This window comes from Mesorhizobium sp. M0139 (assembly GCF_040322455.1).
In the GTDB taxonomy this organism is placed as follows: Bacteria; Pseudomonadota; Alphaproteobacteria; order Rhizobiales; family Rhizobiaceae; genus Mesorhizobium.
On sequence record NZ_JAMYTN010000009.1, the window covers coordinates 239,547 to 261,825 of the forward strand.

The window sequence follows — 22,279 nt, forward strand, 5'->3', positions numbered from 1 at the left end:
CCGGACATCTCCCCCTCAAGGGGGGAGATCAGCAGTTTCGCTGCCTCGCCAAATCCCCAACGTTGAAGATTGGCGAAACCGGGAAGAACAGCCAATCTCCCCGCTTGAGGGGGAGATGTCCGGCAGGACAGAGGGGGGTGCTTGGCGCAAACCTCAATCATGCCGGCTCGTCCATCAAATGCAAATGCTCGCGGTTGAACATCAGCACCACCGCTTCGCCTTCCGCCGGCAGCTTTGTCCCGGCCGGCACGATGGCGTGCAGCCTCAACCCGTCGGCGTCGAGCGCCAGCTTGGTCGTAGCGCCGAGATAGTTGGTTCCGACCAGGCGCGCGGCGACGCCCTCGCCTTTGGCGGCGCGGCCGATGCGGATGGATTCGGGACGCAGGCTGCCCCAGCGGTGCTGGCCGGAATAGCGCTGGACGAAGTCCGGCGGCAGTACGTTGGAGGAGCCGACGAAATCGGCGACGAAGCGGGTCTTCGGCCGCTGGTAGATGTCTTCCGGCGTGCCGATCTGCATGATCTTGCCGTCATTGAAGACGGCAACGCGGTCGGCCATCGACAGCGCTTCGCCCTGATCATGGGTGACGAAGACGAAGGTGATGCCGAGCGCCTTCTGCAGCGACTTCAGCTCTTCCTGCATGTTCTCGCGCAGCTTGAGGTCGAGCGCGCCGAGCGGCTCGTCGAGCAAAAGCACCTTGGGCTGGTTGACCAGCGCACGGGCCAGCGCGACGCGCTGGCGTTGGCCGCCGGAGAGCTGGCCGGGACGGCGGGCGCCATAGCCCGGCAGGCGCACCAGCGACAGCGCTTCTTCCGCCGCCTTCTGTCGTTGCGGCTTGGCGATGCCCTTGACCATCAGCCCGTAGCCGACATTGTCGAGCACGTTCAAATGCGGAAACAGCGCGTAGTCCTGGAACACGGTGTTGACGTTGCGGCGATAGGGCGGCACGCCCTCGGCGCGTTCGCCGAAGATCGAGATCGAGCCCGATGTCGGCTGCTCGAAGCCGGCGATGAGGCGCAGGCAGGTCGTCTTGCCTGACCCCGACGGACCGAGCATGGCGAAGAACTCGCCGGGCACGATGTCGAGATCGACCGCATCGACGGCGCGCACGCTGCCGAAATGGCGAGAGACTTTCTGGAAGGAAACGGCCGATGTCATGGGCTGTCCGTCTGTTGCCGGTTTGTGGTTCGTCGAAATAGCTCTTGCCGCCACCAATCAGGCCAGCGGGCACGGCACTTCACCTCCCCCTCGATGGGGGAGGTCGCGGCGAAGCCGCGGGTGGGGGTGACTAGCACCGGACGTCAGCGCTGCCCCCACCCCGACGCTGCGCTCGACCCTCCCCACAAGGGGGGAGGGTTAAGGGAGCTCACCGCCCGCCGATGACGCCGATATAGTCGGACACCCAGCGGTAGTAAGGCACGCACTGGTCGTTCTGGGTGGCGCACTTCGAGACCGGCGTCTTCCAGAACTTGATCTTGTCGAAGTTCTCGTAGCCGTTGGTCTTGCAGCCTTCCTCGCCGAGCAGCTCGTTGCCCTTGCAGGCAGCGGGCACGACCGGGAGCGAGCCGAACCAGGCCGAGACGTCGCCCTGGACCTTGGGCGACAGCGAATGCTCAAGCCACATATAGGCGCAGTTGGGATGCGCGGCGTCGGCCTCCATCATGGTGGTGTCGGCCCAGCCGGTGACGCCTTCTTCCGGCACGGTCGAGGCGACCGGCTTCTTGGCGGCAACCAGCGTGTTGACCTGGTAAGGCCACGAACCGGAAGCGACGACGCCTTCGTTCTGGAAGTCGTCGACCTGGATGGCGGCGTCATGCCAGTAGCGGCCGACCAGCGTCCGCTGAACACGCAGCAGCTCGAGCGCTGCCTTGTACTGGTCTTCGTTCAGTTCGTACGGGTCCTTGATGCCGAGTTCCGGCTTGTGGAACATCAAATAGTTGGCGGCGTCGGCGATGTGGATCGGCCCGTCATAGGCCTGGACGCGGCCCTTGTTGGACTTGCCGTCCGGCAGGTTCATTTCCTCGAAGACGACGTTCCAGCTCTTGGGCGCTTCCTTGAAGACATCGGTGTTGTACATCAGGATGTTCGGGCCCCACTGATAGGGAACGCCGTAATGCACCTTGTCGACGGTGAACCAGGGCGCATCCTTCAGACGGTCGTCTACCGCCTTCCAGCTCGGGATGAGATCGGTGTTGATCGGCTGCACGCGCTTGCCGGCAACGAGGCGCAGCGATGCGTCACCCGAAGCGGTGACTAGATCGAACCCACCCTCATTCATCAGCGAGACCATCTCGTCGGAGGTGTTCGCGGTCTTGACGTTGACCTTGCAGCCGCTCTCCTTCTCGAAGGAGGTCACCCAGTCATAGCCCTTGTCGGTTTCGCCGCGCTCGATGTACCCCGGCCAGGCAACGATGCTGACCTCCCCTTCGCCCTTGCCAAGTTCCTTGACCTGGGCGACGGCCTGACCGGAAAAGGTCAGCGCGACCGTCAAGGCGGTGCACGTCTTCAGGAATGAATTCATCGTCAATCTCCCATTTTGGCGCCTGACTGCGAAGCGAGTCGCCGCCGCGGTCAGCCGCAGGCTGAAAAGCGTCAGTTCATCCGATGGCACGTTGCCGCTCTGATGGCGGCTTTCGTCCCTGACATGAAAAGTGCTCGGAAAATTCCGGTTTCGCAAATTCATTTATCAGAAACGCGATATCGGTTTTTCCGATAGATAACCACGCACCCTATCAACGCTGCTGGCGTACCATACGCTGCGACTGGGCAAGGCCGATGAAGTCGCGCGACGCCTGCGGCAGACCGGAGCCGCGGCGCCAGACCATGCCGACCTGGACGACCGGCAGGGAACCCGAAATGTCGCGCGATTCGATGCGGTCGCCTTCCAGCGACCACGGCCGGTAGACTAGGTCGGGCAGCAACGCCACGCCCGCACCTGTGGCGACGAGGCTGCGAACGGCTTCGACCGAGCGGGTGCGAAAGGCGACATGCGGCCTGGCGCCGATCGCCGCCAGAAGCTTGCCGGTGTTCTCCTCGATCTCGTCGACGGTCAGCATGATCAGCGGCTCGCCGGCAATGTCGCCTATGCCGATAATGTCGGCGCTGGCCAGCTTGTGGCCGAGCGGGACCCACAGCCGGTAGGCCGAGACCTCGAGGATTTCCGACTGCAGCGCGGTGCGGTCGCGCAAATTGGAGGTGACCATGACGGCAATGTCGAGCTTGCCGCCGATCAGCAGATGTTCGAGATAGTCGCCATTGTCCTCGATGGCCGAGACATCGACGCCGGGATAGGCGCGGCGGTAGCGCGCCAGCAGATCGGACAGCACATAGCCCGCGACCAGCGAGGTGACGCCGAGCTGCAGGCGCCCGCCGGCCACCACCTGGTCGTCGGAGAAAGCGCGGCGCGCATCGGAGACGTCGGCCAGGATCTTGGTCGCATGGCGCAGGAACTGGTGGCCTTTGTGAGTAATGTTGAGGCCACGTGGGTGGCGCTCGAACAATTCGACGCCGAGATCGCTCTCCAGCTCCTTGATCGCCTCGGTGACCGAGGATTGCGAGATGGAGAGGTTTTGTGCGGCGCCCGACACCGTGCCTTGCTCGGCGACGGCAATGAAGAACTGCAGCTGACGGATGGTGAAAGCCATGGCCGGACTAAACACCGGCGCGACGGAGAAGGAAAGCCGAAGGCGGGCCTTTTACCCGTAGGGCTTGAGGCGCCTCCTGTCAGCCGAAGCCGAGGCGCCGCCGGCAGGCAGGACCGTAGCGAAGCGCGAGCATAAAAGCCGTCTCCAGCGCCAAAACGATGACGATGATGCGAAAGCCGATGGCATAGGAATCCCGGCCGCTGCCGCGCATAAGGTAGCCGGTGACGAGGAAGCCGGTGTTCCATAGCGTGGCGCCGAGCAGCGTCGCCGCCGCGAAGGGCAAGAGTGGCAGACGGAGCGCGCCGGCCGCGATCGGCAGATAGTTGCGAACCGTCGGGATGAACTGCGCCAGCAAGGAGACCCGGACATGATGGCGGCGATAGGCCTGACCAAGCTTGCTGTAGGTCGCATAGCGCAAGCAGACATATTTGCCGAAACGCTCGACCAGCCTGTCGGCACGATCCAATCCAATCCTACGGCCCACACTATACCAGGCAAGGCAGCCTGTGATGGCGGACAGCGTCGTCACCAGGAGCAGAATCGCCAGCGCCAGGAGATCGGAGGCTGCCGTCATGCCGAGGAACAGCAGCAGCACATGCGAGGGCGGCAGCGGCAGGATCTTTTCTGTGAAGGCGAGGCAGGCGACGCCGAGCAGGCCGAAGCCCAGGATCGCCGACAGTGGATCAGTCATGCGAAGCGCCAGTCATAGGTTTTGAGGTTCTTGATCCTGGACACCTTATACACCGTCATACACCGTCGCCGGCGGAAAGTTGCGGAATGTCCGGCCAAGCCGGGTCCGCTTCCAGGTCGGAGCGCGCAAGCGTCCAGGCCATGAGGAAAGACAAGGCATCGTTTGCAGCATGGTGACCTCATTGCTGATGCGGGCAATTCGCCCGGCCCGCATTTCGACGAGGCGCTGTTTGCGGCTGCCAAGTTGCATGGACATTGCGAAGAGCCGGATGATTAAAAAACAATTTTTCACCAGAACGACATCTTATGCGGCCGGCGACGCGGACGCATGATGCACAACATCGCCTTCGTGGTATCGGGTAGCGGCATGGGCCGGGATCGCGGCGCGCCAGTCGCTGGTGTTTGGCTAGGCCGCAGCGATGCTGAGGCGCGCTCCAGCCTCGGCAAGTGCCGAGGCAATGTCGCGCGGCGGCGGCTGGTCGGTGGCGAGTTCGGAAAAACCGTCGAAGCCGCAGACCTGGACCAGACCCTGGCGACCGAACTTGGTGTGGTCGGTGATGACCAGCGAGCGCTGGCCGCGCGACAGCACCATGCGGGCGAACTCCGCCTCTTCCAGATCGTAGTCGGCAAGGCCTGCGGCGGCATCGACGGCGCCGATCGAAATCACCGCATGGCTGACCGAGAAGCGGCTGACGAAATCGATCGCCGAGGCGCCGAAGGCGGCTCCGGAATCGCTGCGCAATTCGCCGCCGGCCATATAGACCTTGTTGCCGTTGACGGTGGCCAGCGTGCGGGCGATGTCGGATGAATTGGTGACCACGGTCAGCCGCCGGTGGCCGAGCAGTTCGCGGGCCAGGAACGAGGTCGTGGTGCCGGTGTCCAGCATGACCGATTCACCGTCGCGAATGGTGGCAGCGACCATGCGGGCGATCAGCCGCTTGGCCTCCGCATTGTCGCGCATGCGCCGCTCGAAGGGCGCTTCGCCGGCCATCGACGGCAGGCCGATGGCGCCATGCATCTTGAGCACCGAGCCATTGCCGGTCAGTGGCTTGACATCCCGGCGCACCGTTTCAAGCGAAACCCCCAGCCGGTCGGCGAGGCTGGCAATGGTGACGGTGCCCTCTTCCTTGAGGAGGCGGAGGATTTCGCCATGCCGTTTCGAATGGATCATCTGGCTTCCTCAATTTGCGGCCTGCCCGGTTTTAGGGCAATGCCGCCGTTTTTAAAGGAATTGCTCGTGGTTTCGGGCAAAACACCCAAAAAAAGTCACAACATTTCATTGACAGCTAGGCAGCACTGGCGTGACATTGACGGCGTGACAGCTTCGGAACTGCCACGGGAGGGTGATGGCAGAGCCGCAATTCACGGACCGGACCGTTTGGCCAGACCGTCTGGGTTTGAACTGGCACAAAAGTTTCTCAAATCCGCGGGGGCGGAGACCGGGTATCAAAACCTGGCCAGAGGGGCTCGTCGGTGCGGCGCGGGATAGGAGTTCCTGCGTCCCGCACCGACGAGATTTTTTGCGTTTCCCAACGCTCGTTGCGCGGCGCATGGCGCCCAAGAAAGCTCCGCAAAAGTCAGGGATGGCCCCGTGACTGCTGAAGACCGCATCCGGGCCTTGCCTTGCTGGAATGGCAGCATCGACATTGCGCCGCTGCCGGGCGGCCTCAGCAACGCCAACTATCTGGTCAAGGACGCGGCCGGGCGGCATGTCGTGCGCTTCGGCCAGGACTATCCGTTCCACCATGTCTTTCGCGACCGTGAAGTGATGACGGCCCGCGCGGCGCACGCCGCTGGCTTCGCGCCGGCGGTCCACCATTCCGAACCCGGCATCATGGTCACGGAATTTCTCGGCGCGAAAACCTATGTTGCCGAGGACGTGCGCGCCAATATTGGTCGCGTCGCAGCCCTTATGCGCGGATTCCATCGCGAGATGCCCAATCACATCTCCGGCGCCGGCTTCATGTTCTGGGTCTTCCACGTCATCCGCGACTATGCGCGAACGCTGAGCGAAGGCGGCAGCCGCAAGCGCGACGACCTGCCCAGGCTGCTGGCGCTGGCCGACGAACTGGAGCGGGCGCAGAAGCTGCTGCCGATCGTATTCGGCCACAACGATCTTCTGCCGGCAAATATCCTCGACGATGGCGACAGGTTGTGGCTCATCGATTTCGAATATGCAGGTTTCAACACCGCGATGTTCGATCTTGCCGGCGTTGCCTCCAACGCCGAGATGAGCGACGCGGAGTCCTTCACTTTCCTCACGGCGTATTTCATGCGCGAGCCGGATGAGGCGATCCGCCGCTCGCACGCCGCCATGCAATGCGCCTCGCTGCTGCGCGAGGCGATGTGGAGCATGGTTTCCGAACTTTACCTCGACGCGCCCGGCATCGACTACGTCGCCTACACCGCGGAGAACCTGACGCGGCTTGACGCGGCGCTGGACAATTACCGCACGAAATACGGGACACAGTCATGAGCTTGCCCACGCATGCCGATATCGTCGTCATCGGCGGCGGCATTATCGGCTGTTCGACGGCCTACCACCTGGCGCGCGACCACAAGGCCGATGTCGTGCTGCTGGAACAGGGCAAGCTGACCTCGGGCTCGACCTGGCATGCGGCCGGGCTGGTCGGCCAGTTGCGCTCGTCGGCCTCGATCACCCGCGTGCTCAAATATTCGGTCGAGCTCTACAAGGGACTGGAGACTGAGACCGGGCTCGCTACCGGCTGGAAGATGACCGGGTGCCTCAGGCTTGCGACCAATGCCGACCGCTGGACCGAATATAAACGGCTGGCGACGACGGCCAGGAGCTTCGGCATGGACATGCAGTTGCTGTCGCCGGGGGAGGTCAAAAAGATGTGGCCGCTGCTGGAGACCAGCGACCTCGTCGGCGCCTCCTGGCTGCCGACCGATGGGCAGGCCAGCCCCTCCGACATCACGCAGTCGCTGGCCAAGGGCGCGCGCATGCATGGCGCCAAGCTGTTCGAGGACGTCCGCGTTACCGGCTTTGACATGACGGACGGGCACATCACCGCGGTGAAGACCAACAAGGGCGACATTGCTTGCGACAAGGTGGTGAACTGCGCCGGGCAATGGGCACGCCAGGTCGGCGCGATGGCCGGCATTTGCGTGCCGCTGCAACCGGTCAAGCACCAGTACATCATCACCGAGAAGATCGACGGGCTGGCGACCGACGCGCCGACAATCCGCGATCCCGACCGCCGCACCTATTTCAAGGAAGAGGTCGGCGGGCTGGTGATGGGCGGCTATGAGCCGAACCCGCAGGCCTGGGCGACCGGCCTGCCCGGCGGCGATGTCCCCGATGACTGGGAGTTCCGCCTGTTCGACGACGACTACGATCATTTCGAACAGCATATGAGCCAGGCGATCGCGCGCGTGCCGGCGCTGGAGACGGTCGGCGTCAAGCAGATGATCAACGGGCCGGAGAGTTTTACGCCGGACGGCAATTTCATCCTCGGTGTCGCGCCCGAATGCGCCAACATGTTCGTCGGCGCCGGCTTCAACGCCTTCGGCATCGCCTCCGGCGGCGGCGCCGGCTGGGTGCTGGCGCAATGGGTTGTCGACGGCGAGGCGCCGCTCGACCTTTGGGTGGTCGACATCAGGCGCTTTTCCGGCCTGCACCGCGACCGGCAATGGGTCAGCGACCGCACGCAGGAGGCCTATGGCAAGCATTACACGATCGGCTTTCCGCATGAGGAGTATTTGTCGGGCCGGCCGCGCATCGTCTCGCCGCTCTACGAGCGGCTGAAAGCGCACCGCGCGGTGTTCGGCTCCAAGCTCGGCTGGGAACGGCCGAACTGGTTCGCGCCGCAGGGCGCCACATCCGAAGACATTTATTCCATGGGCCGGCAGAACTGGTTTGGCCCGGTCGGCGAGGAGCATCGCCATGTGCGCGAGAAAGTCGGCATCTTCGACCAGTCGTCCTTCGCCAAATACGAAATGACGGGTTCGGATGCGGCCAAGGCGCTGGACTGGATCTGCGCCAACGATGTCGCCAAGCCGGTGGGACGGCTGACGTACACGCAGCTGCTCAACACGCGCGGCGGCATCGAGGCCGACCTGACTGTGGGCAGGCTCGCCGAGGAGAAATTCTACATCGTCACCGGCACCGGCTTCCGCTCGCATGATCTCTCCTGGATCGGCGACCATGTCGGCAAGGGCCTCGACGTGACGTTGAAAGATGTCACCGAGGATTTCGGCACGCTGTCGCTGATGGGGCCGCGCGCCCGCGATGTGCTTTCGGCCGTCACCGACGCGGATGTCTCGAATGCCGCCTTCCCGTTCGGCCATGTCAGCGAGATCGCCATTGCCGGTCATACGGTTCGGGCGCTGCGCGTCACCTATGTCGGCGAGCTCGGCTGGGAATTGCATGTGCCGATCGCCGCCACCGGCGAAATCTTCGACGCATTGATGGCCGCCGGCAAGCCGCACGGCATCCGGCCGATAGGCTATCGGGCGCTGGAATCACTTCGGCTGGAGAAAGGCTACCGCGCCTGGGGCTCCGACATCACCCCCAACGACACGCCTCAGGAGGCCGGCCTCGGCTGGGCGGTGAAGCTGAGGAAGAACACCGATTTCGTCGGCCGGCGGGCGCTCGAAAAGATCAGCGGCGCCGATCTGAAGAAACGCTTTGCCGGCTTCACGGTCGACGATTCCGATATCGTGCTGGTCGGGCGCGAGACGATTTTGCGCAATGGCGAACCGGTCGGCTATCTCACCAGCGGCGGCTATGGCTACACGCTGGCCAAGAACATCGGTTACGGTTATGTCCGCAATGCCGATGGCGTCGGCGACGATTTCCTCGGCTTTGGCGACTATGAGCTGGTGGTCGCCATGGAGCGGACGCCGGCCAAAATCCATCTCGAACCGATGTATGATCCTACAATGAGCAGGATCAAGGCGTAGACGAAACCTGGATTAGCTCACACGGAGCACAAGGCCGCGGCTGGGCACGGTGTCAGCCTCGCCCGGCATCGAAACATAAGGCGCAGTCTCCTCGGCGCGGACAACCCTGCCCTCAGCTTCGAGTACAGCGATGCGTTCGGCGAAGCCGGCGTTCCACAGCGTGTTCTTGATGGTCAGCACGATGACGCCACCGGGACGGCAGACGCGGATCAGTTCGTCCAGCCCCTCGGCGCCGACATGGCCGGAGGTGAAAACGCCGGCCGAGACGATGCCGGCATAGGCATTGTCGGCAAAGGGCAGTGGCCCGCCGAGCGCCAGGCAATGCAGCGCCGAATAGACGCCCTTTGCCGCCGCTTTAGACAGCATGCCTTGCGAAATATCGAGCGCTTCGACCTGGGGATAGCCGGTGATGGCCAGCCACTCGCCGATCAGCCCGGTGCCGGCGCCGGCGTCGAGAAGCGGTGCGGCGCCGCGCGGCAGATGGCGGGCCAGCAGGGCCAGGCAGATCGTCGGATGGCGGTAGCCGGCGGCCGACATGTCGGCATCGTAGGTTTCCGACCAACTGTCATAGATCGCGGCGACGTCCTCGGGCCGTTGCGCCGCATAGGCGGCGCCAAGCCCGCCATGATCCTTGTTGCCCGCCATGGCTGTTTCTCCGCCAGCTCGCTGCTCACCCTCGATCGGATGATAGCCAAACGGCGAAAACTGTGGAACCGTTGTCGCAAGAAATACACGGCCAAGGGCAACAGGCATGGGGACGGACGAGGCACGCGCAACACTTGCGGCAATTCCGGCATTTGCGGGCTATGACGGACCGCTTGAGCGGCTGGGCGGGATGACCAATCTCGTCTTTCGGGCCGGCGATATCTGCCTGCGTATCCCCGGCAAAGGCACCGAGGAGTATATCAACCGCGCCAATGAAGCGGTGGCGGCGCGTGAGGCGGCCAAAGCGGGCGTCAGCCCCGAAGTGCTGCATGTCGACCCCGCGACAGGCGTGCTGGCGAGCCGCTTCGTTGCCGGCGCCGTGACGATGTCGCCGGAAAAGTTCAAGCTGCGCGCCGGCAGCCCGGCCCGCGCCGGCGAAGCCTTCCGCAAGCTGCACACGTCCGGTGCGGTATTTCCGTTCCGCTTCGAGCTGTTTGCGATGATCGACGACTATCTCAAGGTCTTATCGACCAAGGAAGTCGCCTTGCCGCCGGGCTACCATGACGTGGTGCGCGAATCCGACACCGTGCGTGCGTCCCTTGCCGCGCATAGGCTGCCGATTGCCGCCTGCCATTGCGATCCACTGTGCGAGAATTTTCTCGATACGGGCGAGCGGATGTGGATCGTCGACTGGGAATATTCGGGGATGAACGACCCGCTCTGGGACCTCGGCGACCTCTCGGTCGAAGGCCGGTTCGACACCGCGCAGGAGGAAGAGATGATGCGCGCCTATTTCGGCGGCGAGGCAAAACCGGCCGAGCGCGGCCGCGTCGTCACCTACAAGGCGATGTGCGACCTGTTGTGGACGCTCTGGGGCCTTATCCAGCTTGCCAACAACAACCCGGTCGAGGATTTCCGCGCCTATGCCGACGGCCGCTTCGCCCGTTGCAAGGCGCTGATGGAAACGCCTGAGTTTTCACGGCATCTGGCGGCGGTGCGCCAAGGTTAGGTCAATTCACGCCTTTCGGCACGTTCTCCGGCGGCACGACTATTTCGACCACCTTCTGGCGGTGGAAGATGAACAGGCCGGCGAGCACGACGATGGCCGCGCCGATCAGGATGCGCGGTCCCGGCACGTCGCCGAAGAAGGCCAGGCCGAAGATCACCGCCCATAGAAGCAGGCTGTAGTGCAGCGGCGCCAGCGTCGAGGCAGGGGCCAGTTTCAGCGCCCTGGTAATCATCAGATGCGCGCTGCAGGAGACGATGCCGAGCAGGAGCATGGCGCCGAAATCGAGTGCCGAGGGCGTCTGCCAGGCGCCGATGGTCATCACGCCGCCGACCAGCAGCGTGCCGATAGTCTGCCAGGTGACCAGCGTTGTGTCGCTGGTGCCGCGCAGGCGGCGGCTGAGGATGATGGCGAAGGCGAAGGCAATGCTGCCGACCAGTGCGAACAGCGAGGACTGCGAGAACGCCGCCGAAGACGGCTTCAAGATGATCAGCACGCCGCAGAAGCCGACCATGATGGCGGCCCAGCGGCGCCAGCCGACCTTTTCACCGAGCAGGAAATGCGACAGCGCCGCCACATAGATCGGCCCGGCCATGTAGAAGCTCATCACATCGGCCAGCGGCAGATAGACGACGGCCGCGTAAAACAAGGCTGTATCCACCGTGGTCGCCAGCACGCGCAGAATCTGGAGGACCGGCCGCTCCATCTGGAACAGTCTGCCGGCGCCCTGGTTGGCGATCATCGGGCCGAGCACGATGAAGGCCCCGATCGATCGGATCAGCACCACCTGCCCCACCGAGAAGCTGGCGACCAGCCATTTGCCCATCGCGTCGTTCAGCGCGAACATGAAGTCGCCGGCCAGCATCAAAAGGATGCCGGCCAAAAGCACGTTCCTGATGGTAAAGGTGCGGACGAGCGACTGGGCCATGCGGCTCCCTAGCTGCAAGCGGCCGCTTTGACGAGGCAAATCGGTAAGACCAGCGGCGGAAATCGGCTGTTTCTACGCAGTTTTGTGCCGCCGGTTCACCTGTCCGGGACGGCCGGCGATCGACAGCCGTGTCTCCTGCTTCGTGCGCTCGGCCACCACCTTGCCCCTGGCGACGACGCACAGCCGTTCGGCACGTAACCTCAAGGCCTCGATCGGGTTGCCGGCATCGAGGATAACGAAGCTGGCGCGCTTGCCCACGGCAAGGCCGAGATGATCGAGGCCCATGATGGCGGCGTTGACATTGGTGACCATGTCGAAGCAGCGCGCCATGTCGGCAGGGCTCGACATCTGAGCGACGTGGAGGCCCATGAAGGCGACGTCGAGCATGTCGGCGGTGCCGAGCGAATACCAGGGGTCGAGAACGCAATCCTGGCCCCAGCCGACGCGGATGCCGAGCGCCTGCATCTCCTTCACCCGGGTCATGCCGCGGCGTTTGGGAAACGTGTCATGGCGGCCCTGCAGCATGATGTTGATCAACGGATTGGGGATCGCCGACACACCGGCCTCGGCAATCAGCGGCAGGAGCTTGGAGACGTAATAATTGTCCATCGAGTGCATGGAAGTCAGGTGCGAGCCGGCCACCTTGCCCTGAAGGCCAAGGCGGTGGGTCTCATAGGCAAGCTGCTCGATGTGGCGCGACAGCGGATCGTCGGTCTCGTCGCAATGCAGGTCGACCATCAGCCCGCGCTTCGACGCGATTTCGCACAATTCGGTCACCGAGCGCGTGCCGTCGGCCATGGTGCGTTCGAAATGCGGGATGCCGCCGACGATGTCGACGCCCATGTCGAGCGCGCGGATGGTGTTGTGGCGCGCCGTCGGCGAGCGATAAAACCCGTCCTGCGGGAAGGCGACCAATTGCAGGTCGATATAGGGCGCGACAATCTTCTTGACGTCGAGCAGCGCCTCGACCGCGAGCAACCTGTCATCGCAGACATCGACATGGGTACGGATGGCGAGCAGGCCCATCGAGACCGCCCAGTCGCAATAGGCGAGCGCCCGCTCGCGAACCGCGTCATGCGTCAGGAGCGGCTTCAGCTCGCCCCATAGCGAAATGCCCTCCAGCAGCGTACCCGAAGCGTTGATGCGTGGAATGCCGTAGGACAGCGTGGCATCCATATGGAAATGCGGATCGACGAAGGGCGGCGAGATCAGATTGCCACGGGCGTCGATCGACGTGCCGGCGCTGACATGCAGTTCGGGCTCGATGGCGACGATCGTCTCGCCGATGATGCCGAGGTCGGCGACGGTGCCGTCGGGCAGCGTTCCGCCGCGCACAACAAGGTCGAAATCCATCTGTCGTCATCTCCCCGCAGATCAATCGCCGCAATCGTGGCGCAAAAGACACCGTGCCGCAGCCGATTGTCTCCGCGACAGCGAAAGGTTCCATCCGGCCACAACTCGCTCTATAAGCCGCCTTTCGCCCTGGTGGCGAATCCGAAATTCGTCAGTCAGGCATGGGATCGGCCATTTGTTTCGCTTCTTCCGTTCGACGGAAAACCAGCGCCTTATCGCAAGGCTTTTGCGGGAATCCTTTCACGCGCATAGATTTGGCTACGCTGCGGCCATTCTGTCGATGCTGGTGGTGGCGGCAACGACAGCAGCCAGCGCCTATATGCTGCGCGAAATCACCAATGAATTCGTGGTTTACAAGCGGATTGGGCAGGTCAATCTGATCGCGGCGGCGACCGGAGCGATTTTCATTCTCAAGGGCTTCGCAAACTTCATCCAGGCCTACTTCATGAGCAGGGTCGGCAATGCCATCATCGCCGACCGGCAGCGCAAGATCTATGACAGCATTCTTGCGCAAGGCATCGAATTCTATCATTCGACCTCTTCGTCCGAACTGATTTCGCGCATGACGAACAATGCCCAGGCCGCGCGCAGCGTGCTCGACCAAATCGTCACGTCCTATGTTCGCGACCTGGTGACGCTGGCTGCGCTGGTGGGTGTGATGGTCTGGCAGCAGCCGGCGCTGTCCCTGATCTGTCTGGTGATCGGGCCGATCGCCATTTACGGCGTCAATCGTATCCTGAAGCGCGTCCGAAAAATTGCCTCGCAAGAATTCCGTTCGCTCGGCCAGATCGTGCAGGTGATGCAGGAAACGGCGATCGGCGTGCGCGTCGTCAAATCCTTCGGCCTCGAAGGCGCCATGCGCAAGCGCATGTACAAGGCCGTGTCGGACGTGGAGAGCCGCGCCAACAACATCGCCACGCTGGAGGCCGCCACCAGCCCGGTGATGGAAACACTTGCGGGGCTGGCCATCGCTGGCGCCGTTTTTGTCAGCGGCTTCCTGGTTCTGGGCGGCGGCGGTCAGATGCCGGGCAACATCATGGCGTTCATCGCGGCGCTGCTGTTGGCCTATGAGCCGGCCAAGCGCCTGGCCCGCGTACGCATCTCGCTTGAAACCGGCATTGTCGGCGTGCGCATGATGTTCCAGCTCGCCGACCGGCCGCTGACGCTGGCCGAAAAGCCGGATGCAAAGCCGCTGCGGGCCGGGCCGGGCGAGATCCATTTCGACAATGTCAGCTTCGCCTACCCCGAAAGCGCGCCGGTGTTCGAGGGACTGGACCTGACGCTTGCCGCAGGCAAGATGACGGCGCTGGTCGGACCCTCGGGCAGCGGCAAGTCGACCATCCTCAACCTGATCATGCGCATGTACGACCCGCAGGTCGGCAGGGTGATGTTCGACGGGCAGGACATTTCTTGTGCCACGCTCACCTCGGTCAGGGAAAAGATCGCCTATGTCAGCCAGGACACGTTCCTGTTTGCCGGCACGATCATGCACAACATCAGGCTCGGGCGCGAGGGCGCCACGGACGAGGAAGTAATGGCCGCCGCAAGGGCCGCCAATGCACATGACTTCATCAGCGCCCAGGCGAAAGGGTACGACACGGATGTCGGCGAGAATGGCGCGCTGCTGTCAGGCGGCCAGCGCCAGCGCATCTCGATCGCGCGCGCCATGCTGCGCAATGCCGAAATCCTGCTGCTCGACGAGGCGACCAGCGCGCTCGACGCCGAATCCGAGGCGCTTTTCCGCGACGCGCTGCAGCAGCTGACGGTCGGGCGCACCACCATCGTCATTGCCCACCGCCTGTCGACCGTGCACCAGGCCGACACGATCGTGGTGCTGGAGGCCGGCAAGGTGGTGGAAAGCGGCGCGCATCGCACGCTGCTCAACCAGGGCGGGCTGTATCAGAAGCTTTACGAATATCAGCTGATGCCGTGAGCTTTACCCTCCCCCTTGTGGGGAGGGTCGCTGCGCAGCAGCGGGGTGGGGGTCGGCGCCGCACCCCTCACTCCGGTACGTGCCGCACCGCGCCCTTGTCGGCGCTGGTGGCGAAGGCGGCGTAAGCGCGCAGCGCGGTCGTCACCTTGCGCTTGCGCTTTTCCTCGGGCTTCCAGGCCATGGCGCCCTTCGCCTCCATGGCCGCGCGGCGCGCGTCGAGTTCAGCGTCGCTGACAGCAAGCCGGATCGTGCGGTTGGGGATGTCGATCTCGATCGTATCGCCTTCCTGCACCAGTCCGATCGTGCCGCCTTCCGCTGCTTCGGGCGAGGCATGGCCGATCGACAGGCCTGATGTGCCGCCGGAGAAGCGGCCGTCGGTGACCAGCGCGCAGGCCTTGCCGAGGCCTTTCGACTTTAGATAGCTCGTGGGGTAGAGCATTTCCTGCATGCCGGGACCGCCGCGCGGTCCTTCATAGCGGATGACGACGACATCGCCGGCCTTGATTTCGTTGGACAGGATCGCCTTCACGGAAGCGTCCTGGCTTTCGAACACGCGGGCCGGGCCGGTGAACTTCAGGATCGACTCGTCAACGCCGGCCGTCTTCACGATGCAGCCGTCGAGCGCCAGATTGCCTTTCAGCACGGCAAGGCCGCCGTCTTTCGAGAACGGCGTCTCGGCTGAGCGGATGACGCCCTTCTCGCGGTCGAGGTCGAGCTCGTCCCAGCGGCGGTCCTGGCTGAAGGCGACCTGTGTCGGCACGCCACCCGGAGCGGCGAGAAAGAAGTCGCGGACGCTCTGGCTCGAGGTGCGGGAGATGTCCCAATGGTCAAGCGCTTCGCCCAGGCTTGCCGTATGCACCGTGGGCAGGTTGCGGTTGAGCAGCCCGGCATTGTCGAGCTGGCCGAGGATCGCCATGATGCCGCCGGCGCGGTGGACGTCTTCCATATGCACGTCGGACTTGGCCGGTGCGACCTTGCACAGCACCGGAACGCGGCGTGACAGCCGGTCGATGTCTTCCATGGTGAAATCGACCTCGCCCTCATGGGCGGCGGCCAGGATATGCAGCACGGTGTTGGTCGAGCCGCCCATGGCGATATCGAGCGTCATGGCGTTCTCGAAGGCGCCTTTGGAGGCGATGCTGCGCGGCAGTGCCGACTCATCATCCTGCTCGTAGTAGCGCTGGGCGAGATCGACGATGAGATGGCCGGCCTCGACGAACAGCCGCTTGCGGTCGGCGTGGGTTGCGAGGGTCGAGCCATTGCCGGGTAGCGACAGGCCGAGCGCCTCGGTCAGGCAATTCATCGAATTGGCGGTGAACATGCCGGAGCACGAGCCGCAGGTCGGGCAGGCCGAGCGTTCGATGACCTTGACGTCCTCGTCGGAGATCTTGTCGTCGGCGGCGGCAACCATGGCGTCGACCAGGTCGAGCGCTTGTGTCTTGCCGGCGAGCACCACCTTGCCGGCTTCCATCGGCCCCCCGGAGACGAAGACGCTTGGGATATTGAGGCGCAAGGAGGCCATCAGCATGCCGGGCGTGATCTTGTCGCAATTGGAGATGCAGACCATGGCATCGGCGCAATGCGCGTTGACCATATATTCGACCGAGTCCGCGATCAGCTCGCGCGACGGCAGCGAATAGAGCATGCCGTCATGGCCCATGGCGATGCCGTCATCGACGGCGATGGTGTTGAATTCCTTGGCGACGCCGCCGGCCTTCTCGATCTCGCGCGCCACCAGCTGGCCAAGGTCTTTCAGATGGACATGACCCGGCACGAACTGGGTGAAGGAATTGACCACCGCGATGATCGGCTTGCCGAAATCCGAATCCTTCATGCCGGTGGCGCGCCACAGGCCACGGGCGCCGGCCATGTTGCGGCCGTGGGTGGTGGTGCGGGAGCGATAGGCAGGCATGAATTTTCCTTGGCTGGCTGGCTGCGCCCGGTGCGGAGCGTGGCGGCGCGGAACTTGGATCGCAGGGTTTATAGACCGGCAAGTATGGTCTGGCCACTTTTTTGCAATGCGCCAGAGTCTCGCTGAAAATCAGGGTTTCGAAAAAGATTGCCGGCCAGTGTCGGATCGCTAGCCCGGCATCCGTCCTTGGACGACGGCAAGGGAATGGCACCATTTCTATAAGTCAGCAGCTTCACCTGTAACCGCAACCAAACACCCGAGGAGCATGACATGCAAAAGATCACCACCTGCCTGTGGTTCGATGGCCAGGCCGAAGAGGCGATGAATTTCTACGTCTCCATCTTCAAGAATTCGAAGGTGCTGAGCGTGCTGCGTTGGCCCGAAGGCCATGCCGATGCCGGCAAGGCGCTGGTGACCACGTTCGAACTCGACGGCGTGCAGTTCCAGGCACTCAACGGCGGACCGCAATTCAAGTTCAACGAGGCGATGTCACAGTCGATCGACTGCAAGACCCAGGAAGAGGTCGATTATTTCTGGGACAAGCTCATCGAAGGCGGCGGCGAACCGTCGCAATGCAGCTGGCTGAAGGACAAGTTCGGCGTCTCCTGGCAAGTCGTGCCGGAGCAGCTGCCGCGCCTGCTTCTGGATCCGGACCGGGCCAAGGCCGGGCGGGTGATGTCGGCGATGATGCAGATGAGCAAGATCGATATTGCCAAGATCGAGGAAGCTGCGGAGGGGTGAGAAGCGGCCGCGTAGCGGACGAAAAGCCAATTGCTTTGCTTTTCGAGCTTCGAACGCCCTGAGCCATGCGAACGGCCGGCGCGCGTTGGAGCCAATTGACCCTTCAACGTCGGCGCTGCCCCTCATCCGCCCTTCGGGCACCTTCTCCGCGTAAACGGGCAGAAGGAAAAGGGGCGCCTTACGCCGCCTTGTCGCGGACCTGGTAGTCTTTGACGGTTGCGAAGCGGATCGCCTTCCAGCGTTCGGCTTCGTAGTTCAGCGAGAAGGCGTGCTGGGCCAGAAACACAGGGTCGTTGTCGAGATCGCGGGCGATGTCGCCGCGATGCGCCTCAATGAAGCGAAGCGTTTCGGCCTTGTCGTCGGCCGAAATCCAGCGGCAGACCGAGAAGCGCGACATTTCGAATTCGACCGGCAGCGTGTATTCGAAATTCAGCCTTTCCTTCAAGACGTCGAGCTGCAGCGCGCCGACAACGCCGACGATGGCCGGCGAGCCGTCTTCCGGCGAAAACAGCTGCACGACGCCTTCCTCGGCCATCTGGTGCAGCGCTTCCTTGAGTTTTTTCGCCTTCATCGCGTCGCCGAGGCGCACACGGCGCAGGATTTCCGGCGCGAAGTTGGGTACGCCGCGGAACAGTATCTCCTCGCCTTCGGTCAGCGTATCGCCGATACGCAGCGTGCCGTGGTTGGGAATGCCGACGACATCGCCGGCAAACGCTTCGTCGGCGGTGACGCGGGTGCGGGCAAAGAAGAACTGCGGCGCCGACAGGCTCATCGGCTTGCCGGTGCGCACCAGCTTGGCCTTCATGCCGCGCTCGAGCTTGCCCGAACAGACGCGCACGAAGGCGATGCGGTCGCGATGGTTGGGGTCCATATTGGCCTGGATCTTGAACACGAAGGACGTCATCTTCTCCTCCGTCGCCTCGACCTTGCGGGTGTCTGCGTCCTGCGCACGCGGCGGCGGGCCGAAGGCGCCGAGCGCCTCGATCAGGTCGCGCACGCCGTAATTGCGCAGCGCCGAGCCGAAATAGACCGGTGTCAGATGACCTTCGCGGAAGGCGTCGATGTCGAGCGGGCGGCAAGCTTCGCGCGCGAGCTCCAGCTCCTCGATGAAGGCCTCGCGCTCGTTTTCCGGCAACAGGCCGGCGACGCGGTTGGAATCGGGGCCATTGACCGGCGTGCGGTCTTTCTCTGCATCGCCCTTGCGCACCGCATTCAGCGCCAGGTGATAGGTGCCGGCAAAAGTCTTGCCGCGGCCGATCGGCCAGGTGACGGGGGCGGTGTCCAGCGCCAACTTCTGCTCGATCTCGTCGAGAATTTCGAACGGGTCGCGGCTTTCGCGGTCCATCTTGTTGATGAAGGTGATGATCGGGATGTCGCGCAGCCGGCAGACTTCGAACAGTTTCAGCGTGCGCGGCTCGATGCCCTTGGCGGCGTCGATGACCATGACGGCCGAGTCGACCGCCGAGAGCGTACGATAGGTGTCGTCGGCGAAATCCTCGTGACCTGGCGTGTCGAGCAGGTTGAAGACATTGTCCTCATATTCGAAGGTCATCACCGAGGTGACGACCGAAATGCCGCGCTCGCGCTCGATCTTCATCCAGTCGGACCGCGTCTGGATGCGGTCCTTCTTGGCCTTGACCTCGCCCGCAAGCTGGATGGCGCCGCCGAACAGCAGCAGCTTTTCGGTGAGCGTCGTCTTGCCGGCGTCTGGGTGGGCGATGATCGCGAAAGTGCGGCGGCGCGATACCGCCTGTTCGATGTCTTCAGCCAATTTCTGGAATCCTGTCTGTGGCGCGGGCTTCTAGCAGCGCATTGCCAGCCTGTCGACCGTTTCGGGCCGGCAGGCCTCGACCGCCCTTGAGCTTAACCCGCTGCGGTGGCATCAGAGGAGCCCAATTTGAGAGGTCCGGTATGAGCAGCGCTAAAGAAGTCATCGTCATCGGCGCCGGCATTATCGGGGCGTCCATCGCCTGGCACCTGACCAAGGCCGGGGCGCGGGTGACTGTGATTTCCGATAGTGGTGCCGGCGGCGTCGCCACGCCAAACTCCTTTGCCTGGATCAACGCCAGCTGGGGCAATCCCGAAATCTATTTCCGGCTGCGCATCCGTGCGATGGCCGAATGGAAGCGGCTGGCAAACGAGCTGCCCGGCCTGCCGCTCGCCTGGTGCGGCGGGCTGTGCTGGGATCTGCCGGCAGGCAGGCTCGAAGCCTACGCGGCTGAGCACGCTTCCTGGGGTTACGGCATCGAACGCGTCGACGCCGGGCGGGCAGCGCAAATCGAGCCCAGTCTCGTCGAGCCACCGGAATTGGCTGTCTATGTCGCGGAAGAAGGCGTGGCCGAACCGGTCGCAGCGGCCAAGGCGCTGCTGGCCGACGCAGAACGGCAAGGTGCGCGCGTTCTCTCCAGTTCTGTAACCGCACTTGTCCAGACCTATGGCAGGATTACCGGTGTCGATACATCGCATGGGCTGATGGCAGCCGAAGAGGTGGTGATCGCAGCCGGCGTCGGGGCGCCCGATATTGCCGCTACCGCCGGCATCAAGCTACCTATCGAGACCCCGCCCGGCCTGATCGTCCACTCGCGGCCATACAAGAAGCTGCTCAACGGGCTGGTGCATGCCGAAAAGCTGCATATGCGCCAGACGGCGGAGGGCCGCATCATTGCCGGCTCGGATTTCGCCGGCGGCGATCCAGGTGAGAACCCCGACGCCACGGCGCGCGATTTGTTCGCAGCAATGAAGGCGGCCTTGCGCGGCGCCGACGAACTGGAATTCGATTTCCACACGGTTGGCTACCGGCCGACGCCGATCGACGGCTTTCCGATCATCGGCCGCGCCGAGGGCGCCGACGGCCTCTATGTCGCCGTCATGCATTCCGGCATCACGCTGGCGCCGGCGGTCGGGCTGTTCGCCACGCGCGAAATTCTCGACGGCGAGCGTGATCCGCTGCTGACGCCTTATGGGTTGGGTCGGTTTGCTCAGTAGCCCGGCGGACGCTTGAAGCCGCCGGTCAGCGCTTCGATCGCCTTGGCGATGCCGAGCAGCCGCGATTCCGACCAGCGCTTGCCGACCAGTTGCAGGCCGATAGGCAGGCCGTCGCGGTCTTGCCCGCAGGGCAGCGAGAGTGCCGGATGGCCGGAATAATTGAAGACCGCGCCATAGGCCGGTAGCATCCAATAGCTTTGCTCCTTGCCGTCGACTTCGATCGGCGTGCCGGGCTCACAATGCGCGAAGGCCGTGGTCATGGCGACCGGGCACAGCAAGGCATCGCAGGTTTCGAAGAACCTGTCCCAGGCCAGGATCGAGCGGTCGCGGCGAGCGAGCGCCTCGAACCAATTGGTGATCGGCGTTGGCTGCTCCGGCGGTTCGGGCTGCGCTGCCTCCAGCATCATGCCGATCAGATCGCCGCCCTGCTCCAGATCGTCATGCAGATCGATCTCAGGCAAGTTCGCTTCTTCCACAATCACCCCTGCTGATTGCAAGCGCTTGGCCAGGCTTTCGACCGCGGCAGCGATTTTACCAGCCACCGGAAAGCCGGGGAAGGACGGCGCGACGGTGATGCGCAATGTCTTGAGGTCGAGCCTGGGCATGGCCTCTACGGGCACCGGCGCGAGGTCGGTGTCTGCTCCGTCCGGGCCGGCGATGATTTTGTAGATCAGCGCAAGATCATCCACGCTGCGCGCCAGCGGGCCGAGGCAGGACATCAACCGCACGCTTCGCGCCGCGCCGTTCGGATCGGGGAAGGCGCCGGCCAGCGACACGCGATGCTCGGTCGGTTTCAACCCGTAGACACCGCAAAAAGCCGACGGCAGGCGGATCGAATCCTGCATGTCGGTTCCCACATCGAACGGCGTCATGCCGGTCGCCACCGCTGCCGCGGCGCCACCGCTGGACCCGCCTGACGTGCGCGAGCGGTTCCACGGATTGCTGGTGCGACCGAACAGCGGATTGTCCGACTGCCAGTCGCCCAGCATCGTCGCGACATTGGTCTTTCCAATCAGGATGCCGCCTGCGGCTTTCAATCGGGCGACGACCGGACTGTCTGCCTTTGCCACATAGTCGGCGAATGGTGCGAAACCAACCGTGGTCTTCATATCAGCGGTTTGGTGCATGTCCTTCAACGTGAAAGGCACGCCATGCAGCGGTCCGAGCGCATCGCCGCGCGCCTGCACCGCGTCGGCTTGTTTCGCGCGCTCGCGGGCGCCTTCCCGATCGAGATTGACGACCGCGTTGACCGCCTCGTTATGCAGGTCAATCTGCGCCAGTTGCGCGTCTAGCGCCTCAACGGCGGAGATTTTTCGCGCCGCAATCGTGGCGGCGAGGTCGACGGTCGAGGAGAAGACTAGGTCCATGGCGAATGCTCCGGCAGTCGGCGCCTTCGCCAAATGGCAGGCGCGGCTTGAAGTGAGTTCAGCATTTCTAGGACAGGGAACGCTTGATCGTAATTGCGCTGACCGGTTCGGTTGAGGGGGGCGCGAAGGAATGCGGCCTACCCTGTTTCCT

At 63.7% G+C, this 22,279-nt stretch carries 17 protein-coding genes; 6 read left to right on the forward strand and 11 right to left on the reverse strand.

Translation table 11 applies throughout. From position 1 onward, the window contains the following. Positions 1-157 precede the first annotated feature (157 nt). The 5 genes from NKJ58_RS17720 to NKJ58_RS17740 form a co-directional block, all read right to left on the reverse strand. Complete coding sequence (locus tag NKJ58_RS17720) at positions 158-1,156, reverse strand: ABC transporter ATP-binding protein (protein WP_023685100.1); 999 nt, start codon at positions 1,154-1,156, stop codon at positions 158-160. Between the two features lie 208 nt (positions 1,157-1,364). Then, positions 1,365-2,519 (reverse strand): ABC transporter substrate-binding protein, encoded by a 1,155-nt coding sequence (locus NKJ58_RS17725; protein WP_023692632.1) that lies wholly within the window; start codon positions 2,517-2,519, stop codon positions 1,365-1,367. A 211-nt stretch (positions 2,520-2,730) separates the two neighbouring features. Then, on the reverse strand, positions 2,731-3,642 hold the full coding sequence (locus tag NKJ58_RS17730) for a LysR family transcriptional regulator (RefSeq protein WP_023673412.1): 912 nt from the start codon (positions 3,640-3,642) through the stop codon (positions 2,731-2,733). 79 nt (positions 3,643-3,721) lie between these two features. Further along, entirely contained in the window at positions 3,722-4,333 is a 612-nt protein-coding gene (locus NKJ58_RS17735) for a DedA family protein (protein WP_352518554.1), read from the reverse strand. A gap of 405 nt (positions 4,334-4,738) precedes the next feature. Then, positions 4,739-5,503 carry a DeoR/GlpR family DNA-binding transcription regulator gene (locus tag NKJ58_RS17740; RefSeq protein ID WP_023685103.1) on the reverse strand — a complete coding sequence of 255 codons (765 nt, stop codon included), beginning with the start codon at positions 5,501-5,503 and terminating at the stop codon, positions 4,739-4,741. A 420-nt stretch (positions 5,504-5,923) separates the two neighbouring features. On the opposite strand from NKJ58_RS17740, the gene NKJ58_RS17745 reads away from it, so the two are divergent. Beyond that, entirely contained in the window at positions 5,924-6,808 is an 885-nt protein-coding gene (locus tag NKJ58_RS17745) for a phosphotransferase family protein (RefSeq protein ID WP_031204313.1), read from the forward strand. Continuing rightward, entirely contained in the window at positions 6,805-9,258 is a 2,454-nt protein-coding gene (locus NKJ58_RS17750; RefSeq protein WP_023685105.1) for a GcvT family protein, read from the forward strand. Before NKJ58_RS17745 ends, NKJ58_RS17750 begins: the two co-directional genes overlap by 4 nt. Positions 9,259-9,270: 12 nt before the next feature. On the opposite strand, the gene NKJ58_RS17755 is transcribed toward NKJ58_RS17750, so the two are convergent. Further along, on the reverse strand, positions 9,271-9,903 hold the full coding sequence (locus NKJ58_RS17755) for a class I SAM-dependent DNA methyltransferase (protein ID WP_031204315.1): 633 nt from the start codon (positions 9,901-9,903) through the stop codon (positions 9,271-9,273). Between the two features lie 106 nt (positions 9,904-10,009). Here NKJ58_RS17755 and NKJ58_RS17760 point away from each other — a divergent pair, with 106 nt between their 5' ends. Then, positions 10,010-10,912, forward strand: a complete 903-nt coding sequence (locus tag NKJ58_RS17760; protein WP_023685107.1) for a phosphotransferase family protein — start codon at positions 10,010-10,012, stop codon at positions 10,910-10,912. 1 nt (position 10,913) lies between these two features. Here the strand turns inward: NKJ58_RS17760 and NKJ58_RS17765 are convergent, their stop codons facing one another. Both NKJ58_RS17765 and NKJ58_RS17770 read right to left on the reverse strand, forming a co-directional pair. Next, entirely contained in the window at positions 10,914-11,837 is a 924-nt protein-coding gene (locus tag NKJ58_RS17765) for a DMT family transporter (RefSeq protein ID WP_023725821.1), read from the reverse strand. A gap of 72 nt (positions 11,838-11,909) precedes the next feature. Continuing rightward, positions 11,910-13,190 carry an amidohydrolase family protein gene (locus NKJ58_RS17770; protein WP_023698914.1) on the reverse strand — a complete coding sequence of 427 codons (1,281 nt, stop codon included), beginning with the start codon at positions 13,188-13,190 and terminating at the stop codon, positions 11,910-11,912. Positions 13,191-13,365: 175 nt separating this feature from the next. Here NKJ58_RS17770 and NKJ58_RS17775 point away from each other — a divergent pair, with 175 nt between their 5' ends. Further along, on the forward strand, positions 13,366-15,123 hold the full coding sequence (locus tag NKJ58_RS17775; protein ID WP_023698913.1) for an ABC transporter ATP-binding protein: 1,758 nt from the start codon (positions 13,366-13,368) through the stop codon (positions 15,121-15,123). A gap of 67 nt (positions 15,124-15,190) precedes the next feature. Here NKJ58_RS17775 and ilvD read toward each other — a convergent pair whose 3' ends face one another. Beyond that, positions 15,191-17,035 carry a dihydroxy-acid dehydratase gene (ilvD, locus tag NKJ58_RS17780; protein WP_023692643.1) on the reverse strand — a complete coding sequence of 615 codons (1,845 nt, stop codon included), beginning with the start codon at positions 17,033-17,035 and terminating at the stop codon, positions 15,191-15,193. A 270-nt stretch (positions 17,036-17,305) separates the two neighbouring features. On the opposite strand from ilvD, the gene NKJ58_RS17785 reads away from it, so the two are divergent. Next, a complete protein-coding gene (locus NKJ58_RS17785) occupies positions 17,306-17,776 on the forward strand; it encodes a VOC family protein (protein ID WP_023672886.1) in 471 nt (156 codons plus the stop codon). A 178-nt stretch (positions 17,777-17,954) separates the two neighbouring features. Here NKJ58_RS17785 and NKJ58_RS17790 read toward each other — a convergent pair whose 3' ends face one another. Continuing rightward, complete coding sequence (locus tag NKJ58_RS17790) at positions 17,955-19,547, reverse strand: peptide chain release factor 3 (RefSeq protein WP_023743206.1); 1,593 nt, start codon at positions 19,545-19,547, stop codon at positions 17,955-17,957. Positions 19,548-19,687: 140 nt separating this feature from the next. Here NKJ58_RS17790 and NKJ58_RS17795 point away from each other — a divergent pair, with 140 nt between their 5' ends. Continuing rightward, positions 19,688-20,761, forward strand: a complete 1,074-nt coding sequence (locus tag NKJ58_RS17795; RefSeq protein ID WP_352853545.1) for an NAD(P)/FAD-dependent oxidoreductase — start codon at positions 19,688-19,690, stop codon at positions 20,759-20,761. Here the strand turns inward: NKJ58_RS17795 and NKJ58_RS17800 are convergent. Then, positions 20,755-22,128, reverse strand: a complete 1,374-nt coding sequence (locus NKJ58_RS17800) for an amidase (RefSeq protein WP_023743204.1) — start codon at positions 22,126-22,128, stop codon at positions 20,755-20,757. The genes NKJ58_RS17795 and NKJ58_RS17800 overlap by 7 nt on opposite strands. Between the last annotated feature and the right edge of the window lie 151 nt (positions 22,129-22,279).